General features: G+C 69.7%; 9 protein-coding genes and 1 pseudogene. 5 read left to right on the top strand and 5 right to left on the bottom strand.

All coding sequences use genetic code 11. The features are described from left to right. Nucleotides 1–37 precede the first annotated feature (37 nt). Nucleotides 38–517: a hypothetical protein gene (locus tag M4I32_RS11655; RefSeq protein WP_319034644.1), complete on the bottom strand. Its 480-nt coding sequence runs from the start codon at nucleotides 515–517 to the stop codon at nucleotides 38–40. Between M4I32_RS11655 and M4I32_RS11660 the strand changes: the two genes are divergently transcribed. The 4 genes from M4I32_RS11660 (at nucleotide 477) to M4I32_RS11675 (ending at nucleotide 5,373) form a co-directional block, all read left to right on the top strand. Beyond that, the gene (locus M4I32_RS11660) at nucleotides 477–959 is read left to right on the top strand and encodes a hypothetical protein (protein ID WP_319034645.1); all 483 of its coding nucleotides are present in this window, start codon (nucleotides 477–479) and stop codon (nucleotides 957–959) included. The genes M4I32_RS11655 and M4I32_RS11660 overlap by 41 nt on opposite strands. A gap of 327 nt (nucleotides 960–1,286) precedes the next feature. Then, on the top strand, nucleotides 1,287–2,840 hold the full coding sequence (locus M4I32_RS11665) for a sugar transferase (protein ID WP_319034646.1): 1,554 nt from the start codon (nucleotides 1,287–1,289) through the stop codon (nucleotides 2,838–2,840). Then, nucleotides 2,840–4,081: a DUF1972 domain-containing protein gene (locus M4I32_RS11670; RefSeq protein ID WP_319034647.1), complete on the top strand. Its 1,242-nt coding sequence runs from the start codon at nucleotides 2,840–2,842 to the stop codon at nucleotides 4,079–4,081. Before M4I32_RS11665 ends, M4I32_RS11670 begins: the two co-directional genes overlap by 1 nt. Nucleotides 4,082–4,119: 38 nt before the next feature. After that, complete coding sequence (locus M4I32_RS11675; RefSeq protein WP_319034648.1) at nucleotides 4,120–5,373, top strand: glycosyltransferase family 4 protein; 1,254 nt, start codon at nucleotides 4,120–4,122, stop codon at nucleotides 5,371–5,373. On the opposite strand, the gene M4I32_RS11680 is transcribed toward M4I32_RS11675, so the two are convergent. Together M4I32_RS11680 and M4I32_RS11685 are read right to left on the bottom strand one after the other, a co-directional pair. Continuing rightward, nucleotides 5,280–6,422, bottom strand: coding sequence for a glycosyltransferase family 2 protein (locus M4I32_RS11680; RefSeq protein ID WP_319034649.1), 1,143 nt, complete (start codon nucleotides 6,420–6,422; stop codon nucleotides 5,280–5,282). The genes M4I32_RS11675 and M4I32_RS11680 overlap by 94 nt on opposite strands. Before the next feature lie 22 nt (nucleotides 6,423–6,444). Next, nucleotides 6,445–7,836, bottom strand: a complete 1,392-nt coding sequence (locus tag M4I32_RS11685; protein WP_319034650.1) for a polysaccharide biosynthesis tyrosine autokinase — start codon at nucleotides 7,834–7,836, stop codon at nucleotides 6,445–6,447. A gap of 137 nt (nucleotides 7,837–7,973) precedes the next feature. On the opposite strand from M4I32_RS11685, the gene M4I32_RS11690 reads away from it, so the two are divergent. Then, nucleotides 7,974–9,278, top strand: coding sequence for a hypothetical protein (locus M4I32_RS11690; RefSeq protein ID WP_319034651.1), 1,305 nt, complete (start codon nucleotides 7,974–7,976; stop codon nucleotides 9,276–9,278). Here the strand turns inward: M4I32_RS11690 and M4I32_RS11695 are convergent. Both M4I32_RS11695 and M4I32_RS11700 read right to left on the bottom strand, forming a co-directional pair. After that, complete coding sequence (locus tag M4I32_RS11695) at nucleotides 9,260–10,540, bottom strand: hypothetical protein (RefSeq protein WP_319034652.1); 1,281 nt, start codon at nucleotides 10,538–10,540, stop codon at nucleotides 9,260–9,262. The genes M4I32_RS11690 and M4I32_RS11695 overlap by 19 nt on opposite strands. Before the next feature lie 89 nt (nucleotides 10,541–10,629). Next, nucleotides 10,630–11,179: pseudogene (locus M4I32_RS11700) on the bottom strand (hypothetical protein); the annotation flags it as partial.

Genomic DNA, 11,179 nt, shown 5'->3' on the forward strand with positions numbered 1-11,179 from the left:
ACCATAACGATCCCTGTCCTACCCCGTAATCACGCCGCTAGATCGAGATCCCATCCACACTTTTTGGCCTATAGCCCGCATGGTCATCGTGTGCACGCTCGCCGGAGTCGCCCTGATCCTCATCGCGCTGAACGACGTCTTCCAGACGCTGCTGCGCCCGGGCGGCACCGGCCGCCTCACCCACCTGATCTTCCGCGCCGTCTGGGCGGTGGCGGGCGGCAGCCGGTGGGCCGGCGCCCTGGCCTCGGTCACGATCGTCGTCGTGATCGGCCTGTGGGTCGCATGCATCGCGATCGAGTGGGGCCTGATCTACTATCCCCACGTCCCCGAGGGGTTCGCCTACACGACCATCGCGCCCGAGCAGTTCCACCCGCTGCTCGAGGCGATCACGATCTCGCTGGTCGCGCTCACGACACTCGGCTACGGCGATGCCGTCGCCACGAACGACATCCTGCGTCTCGCCGATCGAAGCGCTGATGGGGTTCGCGCTGCTCTCGGCATCGGTGTCGTGCTTCACGCAGGTCTACCCGGCGCTCGCCCGGCGTCGAGCGCTGGCGCTGCGGCTGACGAGCGTCGCCACAGCGGGCACGCTCGACCGGCTCGATGCGCTCGGGCCCGACCAGGGCGCGGCGCTCGTGCGCTCGATCTCGGCGTCGCTCGCCGACTCGATCGCCGACCTGGGACAGAACAGCGAGATCTACTACTTCACCGAGAAGGACCCGCGGATGTCGATGCCCCACGCGGCCGGCACGCTCCTCACCCTGCGTGATGCCGCCGAGCGGTCGGGCCATGAGAGCGTGCGCGCCGAGGGTCGCGCCCTGCGCGTGCTGATCGATGATCTCGCGCGACTGCTGCGCGAGCAGTATCCCCGCACCCGCGGGGAGTCCACGGAAGCCGTTCTTCGCAGCGCGGCGGTGCACCACGGCCACGACTTCGGCGACGCGCGTCCACCCGGGTAGCGGGGCACGTCGGGCGATCGGGGCCGACCCGACCCGACCCGACCCGACCCGACCCGACCCGACCCGACCCGCGACTGCGCATTCTCCGAGAGACATCATCGTTACGGCAACTTGAACGGCACGTGTCCAGATCGCTGGCGCGAAGCGGTGCAGGTGGAGTAACGTGACCAGGGCACCCCCGGCTGGGAATCCGGGTGTCGGCGATGTGGGATCGCCGGGTGCGACTGGGGAACGACCGTACGCCTTCGGGCATGCGGCGATGTCGTTTGGGGAAGACATGACTATCGGGGACGCGTTGACGCGCGTGCGGGGATCCGCGGACACACGATGACGTCGGTCGAAGACGCCGTCACGACCGTGACCGATCCGCCGCTCACCGGCTTCCGGCCGATCGCGGCTCCGCGCGCCGCGCAGGAGAACCTGCAGACCATCGTCACACCGCGCGTGCAGCCGGGCCTTGAACAGCGCCGCCTCTGGGAGCGCCGGTACCTGCGGCGCCTGCGCATCACGGATGCCGCGGTGGTGATACTCGCGGTCGCCTGCGCAGCCGTCGTGCCCGTGCTCGTGTGGAGTCCGGGGCTGCTGGCCGCGGATCCCTGGTTCCTCGCCCGCGTGCCGCTTCTGAGCGCGGCCGCGTGGCTCGCCATCCTGGGCCTGACGCATACGCGTGCCCCGAGCGTGATGGGATCGGGGGCCACCGAGTACAAGCGCGTCGTGCACGCGACCGGCCTCGCCTTCGGCCTGCTGGCGATCGCGTTCCTCATCTTCCAGTGGGAGGGCCTGCGCACGCAGCTGGTCTTCGCGATGCCGCTCGGGCTGTTCGCACTGCTGGGCACCCGGTGGCTCTGGCGCCGGTGGCTGGTGACGCAGCGCAGGTACGGGCACTACGCCTCGCGCGCTATCGTCATCGGTTCGCGCCGCGACGTCGCCGACGTGATCGACCGGCTGCAAAAGGATGCCGTGCTCGGCTACATCGTGGTCGGCGTCGCCACCGACGACGACGCCGCACCGCTGATGGTCGACGGCCGCGCCTACGAGACCGTCGCGACGGTGAGCACCGCCACCGCCGTAGCCCAGGAGCTCGGGGCCGACACGATCATCGTCGCCAGCCTTCCCGGCAACGATCCCGGCTACGTCAAGCGACTGAGCTGGGAGCTGGAGGGGACCGCCGCCGAGCTCGTGCTCGCGAGTGGCCTGACCGACATCGCCGGCCCGCGCCTGTCCTTCCGACCCGTCGACGGCCTGCCCCTCATCCACGTCACGATCCCCTCGTACGAGGGCGGGCAACACCTGCTCAAGCGAGCGCTCGACATCCTCGTCGCCGGCCTGGCCCTGCTCGTCATGCTGCCGCTGCTGCCGCTCATCGCGCTGGCGATCCGCGTCGACTCTCGGGGCCCCGTGTTCTTCCGCCAGACGCGCGTGGGCCGCGACGGGCGCGAGTTCTCGATGCTCAAGTTCCGGTCGATGCGGGAGACCCGGCCGGGCGAGCTCGAGGCGCTGCGAGCGCAGAGCGAGGCCGCCGGGCCGCTGTTCAAGATGCGGGACGACCCGCGCGTCACCCGCATCGGACGCTTTCTGCGCGCGCACTCGATCGACGAGCTGCCGCAGTTCTGGAACGTCCTGATCGGCGACATGAGCATCGTCGGCCCGCGGCCGCCTCTGCCGATCGAGGTGACCGACTACGACGGAACAGTTTTCCGTCGCCTCTACATCAAGCCGGGAATCACCGGTCCCTGGCAGGTCAGCGGGCGCAGCGATCTGTCGTGGGAAGACAGCGTGCGCCTCGACCTCCGCTACGTCGAGAACTGGTCGGTCATGAACGACCTGATGCTCATGTGGCGCACCGGAAAAGTCATGATCCAGCCGAAAGGTGCCTACTGATGGTCCTCGAACATGTGAACGTCGCGGCGGCGACCCGCGCGCCGCAACAGCAGAAGACGCTGTCGATCGCGATGATCGGCACGCGAGGGGTTCCCGCCGCATACGGCGGATTTGAGACCGCGATCGAGGAGGTCGGTCGCCGCCTCGTCGATCGCGGCCATTCCGTCACCGTCTACACGCGCGGCGCCGAGACCCGTCAGCCGACGTACCTGGGTATGGACCTGGTCCACCTGCCCGCGCTGCGGCAGAAGCAGCTCGAGACGCTCAGCCACACCGGCCTGTCGGCCTTCCACGCCGTCACGCATCACAAGCCCGACGCCGCGTTCGTGTTCAACGCCGCGAACGCCCCGTTCCTGCCGATTCTGCGCGCGCGCGGCATCCCCATCGCCCTCCACATGGACGGGCTGGAGTGGAAGCGCTCCAAGTGGGGCGCACGCGGCAAGGCGTACTACCGCTGGGCCGAGGAGTTCGGCGTTCGCCAGGCGGATGCGCTCATCGCGGACGCACCCGGGATCGCCGACTACTACGACCACCAGTTCGGGGTGCCCACCGAACTGATCCGCTACGGCGCGCCGATCCTCGGGCAGATGCCGGTCGAAGGAATCCGCGCGCTCGACCTCGAGCCGCGCGGCTACCACCTCGTCGTCGCCCGGTTCGAACCCGAGAACCACGTGCTCGAGATCGTCGAGGGGTACCGGCGCAGCAACGCCCGCCTGCCGCTCGTGGTCGTCGGCTCCGCTCCCTACGCCGCCGAGTACACCCAGAAGGTGCGGGAGGCGGCGGGTGAGGATCCCCGCATCCGCTTTCTCGGCGGCGTGTACGACCAGCCGCTGCTCGATGCCCTCTACGCGCACTCCTACACGTACGTGCACGGCCACTCGGTGGGCGGCACGAACCCCTCGCTGCTGCGCGCGATGGGCGCCGGCGCGCCGGTGGTGGCGTACGACGTCACGTTCAACCGCGAGGTGCTGAACGACAACGGCTGGTTCTTCGCCGACCCGCGCGATGTCACCGCCTTGCTCACGAGCGTCGAGCACGACCGCGACCGTGCCGGCCAGGTCGGCATCGCGAACACGGAGCGCGCTTCCGAGGTGTTCCGCTGGGATCTCGTCGCGGACGACTACGAGGCGCTCGCCCAGCGGCTGGCCGCCGGCAGCTCGGCGCACCGAGTCGCCAAAGACGCGCACCGCGCACCGCTGACGTGGTCGGATCGCAGCGCGCCCGTTCTCGCGCACCGCTGACGATGGGTGCCAGAGAACGTCAGCGTTCCCGAGCGCGCGTGCCCGATCAGCAGACGGATGCCGACCACGGTTCCCGTGTGCTGTTCGTCCACCCGGGAGCCGAGATGTTCGGCTCGGATCGGATGCTGCTTGAGAGCGTCCGCGGTGCCGTCCAGGCCGGCGCCGACGTCGTCGTCGCCCTGCCCCAGCAGGGGCCGCTCGTGCCGCACCTGCGCGAGGCCGGCGCCTCGGTCGTCCTCGTGCCGATGCTCGTGCTGCGCAAGTCGCTCCTGCGTCCCCGCGGCTGGGCTCAGCTGGTCCGCGACACCGTGCGCGGCTTCACCGCCGCGATACGACTGCTCACCCGTCTGCGCCCCGCGGCCGTGTACATCAGCACCATCACCCTTCCGCAATGGCCTCTGGCAGCACGCCTGGGGCGGACCGTGGTCGTCTCGCACGTGCACGAGGCGGAGGCGTCGGCGCATCGTCTCGTCAACGCGGCGCTGTACGCCCCGCTCCACGCGGCGACGGCAGTGATCGTCAACAGCAGGTTCACCCGCGAAACCATGACCGCGGTGGCGCCTCGCCTGTCGGGGCGGACACGCGTCGTCGAGAACGCAGTCGCCGCCCCGCCACGTACGGTGCCCGCCCGCCTCGATCTTGAGGGGAGCCTGCGGGTGGTGTATCTCGGCCGCCTCTCGCCACGCAAGGGCCCGGATGTCGCCATCGAGGCCGCGCGCGAGCTCGCGCGCGGGGGGGTCGACGTGGACCTGACCGTCGTCGGCGCGGCGTTCGCCGGATACGAATGGTTCGAAGGCGAGCTGCGGCGGCTCGCCCAAATGGAGCCGAGGGTGCGCGTCACCTTCACCGGCTTCGAGAGCGACGTGTGGCCGCGGCTCGCGGCGGCAGACGTGCTCGTCGTGCCGTCGCGCGGGGATGAGTCATTCGGCAACACCGCCGTCGAGGGAATCCTCGCGGGCCGGCCCGTGGTAGCCAGCGACACCAGCGGCTTGCGCGAAGCGGCCGGGGGGTATCCCACGGCGTTCCATGTGACACCCGGCGACGTCGAGGCACTCAGCGCAGCCCTCCGCCGCATCTACGACGACTGGTCCTCGATACACCCCGATCTCGGTGCATCGGCGGCGCGGGCTCATTCCCTCCACGCGCCGGAGCGCTATCGTACCAGCGTCGCGACCGTCGTCCGCGAGGCGACGCGGCGTCAGAGTTCGCCGGGCCGTACCGCTTCGGCATCGATCGCTTCGGCTACGCGCCTCCCGCGCGAGCGACGGCCGCCCGAGCTGCGGGGGGCATAGACGACCAGGGCGTGGAAGACGAACCGCACGATGAACGCGGCGAAGAGGGTGGCCGCTGCGGCGAGGATGCTGGAGACGTGCCACGATTCGACGAGGAAGGCGATGAGCGGGATCCGCAGCAGTGCCTCGGCGTTGTTGAAGGAGAACGACTTGGCGAAACGCGCTCCGACCCCCGAGGCCTGCTCTCTCATCTCACGGAAGACGAAGCGCTCGATCAGCACGAAGTTGCCGATGATCGTGACCTCCGCCGCGACGACCGCCGCCCAGATGTAGCCCACACCCGCAGCGGTCAGGCCCGCCATGATCAGGAGGTTGGCTACCGCGCCGAGCGCGCCCACCACGGCGAAGAGCGACATCTTGCCGAAGCGAAGATATGCCAGCTGGATCATGAACCTCATGCCCTGGCGAGCAGACGCCTTGGAACGACCGGCATAGCGGTCCGCGAAGCTGAAGGGCACCTCCACTGTGCGCAGATTCTGCCGCGCCAGGATCTCGAGCAGGATCTTGAAGCCGCGCGGCTGCACGGCCATCCAGTCGACGCTCCGGCGATCAAGCAGGAAGAAGCCCGTCATGGGGTCGCTGCACGCGTGCAGCCGGATCGGGAACATGGCCTTCGTCACGAGGGTTGCCGCGCGGGAGACCCCCACGCGCAGCCGCCCGCTCAGCCCGCGGGCGGTACCGCCGCCGGCATACCGCGACGCGACGACCACATCGACGCCGTCGCCGGCCGCCGCAAGAAGCGCGGGGATCACCTCGGGGGGATGCTGGAGGTCTGCGTCCATGACGACGCACTGATCCGCGCGGGCCGCGCGGATCCCCTCCACCACGGCTCCACCCAACCCGCCCCGTGGGCGCTCCCGATGGATCAGACGCACCGGCAGGGCGGCATCCGCAGCGACGCGCTCTATCTCGTCGACCGTGGTGTCGGTGCTGTCGTCGACGAAGATCACCTCGGCAGCCCGGCCTGCGAGCGCCCCTTCGAGCCGCGAGACCAGCTCGGCCACGTTCGGTCGCTCGTTGTAGGTGGGCACGACAACGGTGATATCCATCGATCGGCCCCGTCCCCTCGCCCTACTCACCCGTCGCGGGCGTCCTGGCGTCCTCGGAATAGTACGACCGGCGGCGGCGCGGAGCACGCGTCTTGTTCAGAACGACCCCGAGCAGACGCGCTCCCGCTCCGTCGAGCATGCGCAGCGCCGACGCGAGCTGTGCGCGACGAGTACGGGACGCGTCGATGACCACGACGACCCCGTCCACCATCGGGGCGACGAGGGTGGCGTCGGCCACGCTCAAGACGGGTGGGGAGTCGATCAGGACGAAGTCGTACTCGTCCGAGACCCGCTGCAGCAGGTCCCGCATCTCGCCGGATGCCAGCAGCGCGGGCGGATTCGGCGGCACCGCGCCCGAGGGCAGCAGGTCCAGCGTCGTCCCGGTGCGGGTGATCCGCGCGACGTCGAATCCGAGCTCGCCGACGAGCACCGTGGTCAGGCCCAGCGCGTTCTCGACCCCGAAGTACTCGCCGATCCGAGGACGCCTCAGATCGGCGTCGATCAGAAGGACCCGATGCTGAAGCCCCGCGAGGGTGAGGGCCAGGTTCGCCGTGACCGTGGATTTTCCCTCGGTGGGCACCGACGACGTCACCAGCACGCATCGCGCGCGGTCGCCGACACCGGCGTAGGTGAGCCCCGACTGGATGCGGCGGTACTCCTCCGCCGTGTGTCCGAGCGGCTCGCGCGCCACGACCAGCCCCTGGGGCGAGCCGTCCCGGTTCGGGGTCCGTGTGATCGTGCCGAGGACGGGCGCGGAGGACACCTTCGTCAGCGCCTGCTCCGAGCGAAGCCGCGTGTCGGCGATCGTGAAGACGAACGCGGCGAGCACACCGACGAGCAGCCCCAGGAGGGCGCCGAGCGCGGCTTCGCGCGGCTTGTTCGGGAACGCCTGGAACGGAGGCACGACCGCCTCGTCGATCACGTTGGCGGCGATGGTGGCGGCGCCTTCCGCCCCCTTGGGAGCGACCTCGCGCACCACCTGCGTGAGGCTGTCCGAGATCGCGTTGGCGATCTCGGCGGCCTCCTCCGCATCGGTGGACGATGCCTGCACCTCGAGGATCACCGTCTGCTGGGGAATCGACACCTCGAGCGATCGGGCGAGTTCGGTAGGCGTCACGTCGAGGTCGAGCTCGCGGATGACCGGCTCGAGCACCCGCGAGGACGTGGCCAGCTGGGCGAACGAGACCATCTGGTTCTGCGTGTACGTCGACCCCTGAGCCAGGTCGGAGGCGCTGTCGCCCTGGTTCAACGCGAAATAGAGCGTCGCCGTCGATTGGTATACGGGCGTGATCGTCATGGCCCAGCCGAAGGCGATGATGCCGCCCGCGACGGTGAGTGCGACGATCAGGAGCCAGAATTTGCGAAGAGCCTCGACGACACGTGCCAGGGTCCATCCAGACGCATCAGACTTCACCGCTCAGGACCTCCGAATGTGGCAGCAGACCGGCACCGTGCACAATCGGCATGCACCCCCGCGCATGAAGCTCGGCCCCCGCGCAATGCTACAGTACGTACCGTCGTTCCCAGGATCGACAGGGGGGCGGGGGATGCATGCGTAGTGCGCTCCTGTCGACGGGCGCACGCGTGGTCACGATGGCCGTCTCGCTCGTATGCGGAGTGTTGACCGCCCGACTCATCCTCGGCCAGGCCGGCGTCGACTACTACGCGCTGTTCTCGCTCCTGGTGGCCGTGCCGGGGTTGATCGCGTTCAGCGACCTGGGCGCCGGTGCTGTCGTGGTCAACAGCATCGCCTCGTCACGTGACGTCCGAAACGATGCCCTCCTGGCTCGCCAGGCCGTGACCGTGATGCGCGTCCAGCTGATGTTCGCCGCCTCGCTCACCGCGGTCAATCTGCTCCTGCTCCTCACGGGCGGATGGAACCTCGTGCTCGGCTCGGCCGCCGTCGTTCCCGGTGCGGACCTCGCCGCCTTCGCCTGTCTGTGCCTGTTCGCCCTGACCATATGCCTGGGAATCTGGCAGCGCGTGCTGCTGGGGCTCGGACGCAACCCGCTGGTGATCCTCCTGCAGGGGATCGTCTCGCCGTTGTCGCTGCTCCTGGTGTGGATCATGCTCGGCACCGACGACGAGCGCATCAAGAGCCTTCTCGCCCTGGCATCGTTCACCGCCACCCTCGTCGCCGCGATTCTCGGGTTCGTCGTGGCGAGCCGGTATTCCGGAGCACTCCTGCCCCGGGCCGCGCGACGGCTGGCGCGTCCCCGCCGTCACCCGGGCGCGCAGGTCATGGATGTCGGGTGGCCCATGCTCGCGCAGCTGCTCTCCACACCCCTCGCGATGGTGCTGCCGCGGTTCATCCTCGCGCAGTTCGCCACCGCGCTCGCCGTGGCGCAGTACGGCGTGGCGGGCCAGGTCTTCTTCGCCCTGCAGGCACTCGTCGCCGCGGCGGGCGTGACGCTGTGGCCGGCATTCACCCGCGCCCGCAGCCGCGGGGAGCTGCGCGCCGGACCGGGACTGATCTCGGTGGCGTTCGCGGCGGGGCTCGCCGCGACCACGGCGGTGATCCTCGCGATCGGACCGTGGCTGTTCGGGCTGATCTCGAACGACGAGCTCACGATCGGTCCCGAGCTCATCCTCGCATTCGGGGCGATGGTGACCGTGCAGGCCGCGCTCTACCCGCTCGGCATGTTCATCATGGACAAGCGGGGGATCCGGTTCCAGGTCGCGCCGGCGCTGCTGATGGCCGCCTCGACCGTCTCGTTGACGATTCTGTTCGTACCCTCACTCGGCGTGCTGGCGCCACCGCTCGCGAACGCCGTGAGCGTGGTCGTCTTCCAGCTCGTCCCCTACGCCTGGTACATCCGGCGTCACCGGCGACGGCTCTACGGCGACGAGGCGTAGCGGGACGAGCGAGCGACGGCATCCGTCTGCTCGTGGGCGCGTGTCGGGTCTTGATCCCGCGCGACCCGCTCGACGTCCCAGGCCACCGCCAGCCCGACCATGAACCAGAAGTACATGCCGTACTGCGTGATGAGGGCGACGGCGAGGAGCGACGGCAGCTGCGCGGCCACGGCCACCGAGGCGGGATTCGCGCGACCGGGGATGAGGCAGCGCACCGCCACGACGACCATCGTGGCGACCAGCAGGAGGGTCGGGATCGCTCCGTAGCGCAGCGCCATGACGATCAGGGCGTTGTCGATCGAGTTCGCGAAGTACCCCAGATAGGTTCCGCCCACCGTCAGGTCCTGCCAGTCGCCGGCGGCACCCAGCAGTTTCACCTGTGTCAGCAGCGTCAGCAGATCGGTGCGGTAGTCGGCGCTGCCCGCCGCCTCCTGCCCCGCGTCGAGGAAGACGTCCGAGATGAACGGCACGATGATCGCCGCGGCGACAACCCCCACGACGCCGATCGCGATCCGTGTTCTGCGGGTGATCTCCGGCAGCGTGAAGATCGACAGCGCCGCGGTGAGCACCAGTGTCACCAGCCCGATGCGGCTGAACGTCGCGACGACCGCGCCCGTGATCACCGCCAGCGCGATGACCTTCAGCGGCGTCGCCCACTTGGCGGCCAGGACGAACGCGGAGGACATCGCGAGGGCGGCTCCGAGAGCGATGGAGTGGCCGAATGCGCCCTCGACCCGCAGGAAGCCGCCACGGGGCTGCAGCGGCGCCCACACCTCGTAGGAACCACCCATCGCGGGAAGCAGGACGAAGGGGTTGGTGCCGGTGGCGAATTCCATCAGTGCCAGGGCCGCGGCGACCGTTGCGACGGCCGCGATGACGCGGATGACGAATCCGCCGGGCACGCGGGCGAGGACCACCCGCCCCCAGGCGTAGGGAAGCACCCACTCGAGGATCGCGATCACCGCGTCGGAGAGCGACACCAGGCGCAGCACGAACAGCCCGAGCATGAGGACGGCGAAGCCGGCCACCAGCGCATCGACGCTCGTCAGCCGCAAGGACCGTGCGGTGGCGACCACCGCGACCAGGGTGATGCCGGTCGCCGCGGCCCAGAAGAAGCCCACAGTCGCACCGATCCACACCGGCACGAAGAACAGCACCAGCGCCCAGACGACGAACGTCAGCCGCGGACTGGCCCGGAAGAGCAGGAACCCGATGACACCCGCGCACAGGCCGATCGCCAGAAGAAGGATGATCGTCTGCATTCGCGTGTCCTCGGGTGCGGGCCGGCGGCCGGTGCGTGCGAGCCTACCGGCGCCGGGGAGGGCGGAATGCCCCGCCCTCCCCGAGCACGCTACTCGCCGACGGCGATGCCCCGGAACTCGTCGAAGGTGAAGACCCCCGGCGTTGTGGAGTTGCTGGCGCGGTTGGCGTGCAGCCCGTAGGGGAGTGCTCCCTGAAGCGCCGGCGTGGCGTCGGTCACCGAGAGCTGCCAGTCGGCCGGCTCCTCCGTCCCCGTCGGCCACAGCTTCGCCGAGATCGTGGTGGGATCGGCGCCCGTGACGCTCATGCGCAGCGTGAACGTGTCGCCCGCCGCACGCGTGAGGCCCGACAGGATCTCGAAGTCGAGCACGGTGTTGCCTCGCTGGGCGACGAGCCAGATGCTGCCGTCGCTGCGCAGCCACGTGCGCACCTGGTAGTTCTCGGATTCACCCTGCCGCGCCACGAGTCCCGCGTAGGCGTTGCCCGTCTGCGGCGCCGCGTCGAGAGAGAAGTCGACGCTCAGGTCGAGATCTCGCACCGGGGTGGCCTCCAGCATCATGTTCCGCGTCTCGAGCGCAGGCAGTGTCATCACGCCCTTGCCCGCGTCCACAGTCGCGTTCGCCGCAGACCCGTAGCGCACC

Source organism: Microbacterium sp. LRZ72 (assembly GCF_033792225.1).
GTDB lineage: Bacteria > Actinomycetota > Actinomycetes > Actinomycetales > Microbacteriaceae > Microbacterium.

What these genes read in the sequence shown, in the direction of transcription:
- M4I32_RS11660 (WP_319034645.1), top strand. Translation starts at nt 477, where the DNA reads ATGGGGTTCGCGCTGCTCTCGGCATCGGTGTCGTGCTTCACGCAGGTC.
- M4I32_RS11665 (WP_319034646.1), top strand. Translation starts at nt 1,287, where the DNA reads ATGACGTCGGTCGAAGACGCCGTCACGACCGTGACCGATCCGCCGCTC.
- M4I32_RS11670 (WP_319034647.1), top strand. Translation starts at nt 2,840, where the DNA reads ATGGTCCTCGAACATGTGAACGTCGCGGCGGCGACCCGCGCGCCGCAA.
- M4I32_RS11680 (WP_319034649.1), bottom strand. Translation starts at nt 6,422, where the DNA reads ATGGATATCACCGTTGTCGTGCCCACCTACAACGAGCGACCGAACGTG.
- M4I32_RS11690 (WP_319034651.1), top strand. Translation starts at nt 7,974, where the DNA reads ATGCGTAGTGCGCTCCTGTCGACGGGCGCACGCGTGGTCACGATGGCC.
- M4I32_RS11695 (WP_319034652.1), bottom strand. Translation starts at nt 10,540, where the DNA reads ATGCAGACGATCATCCTTCTTCTGGCGATCGGCCTGTGCGCGGGTGTC.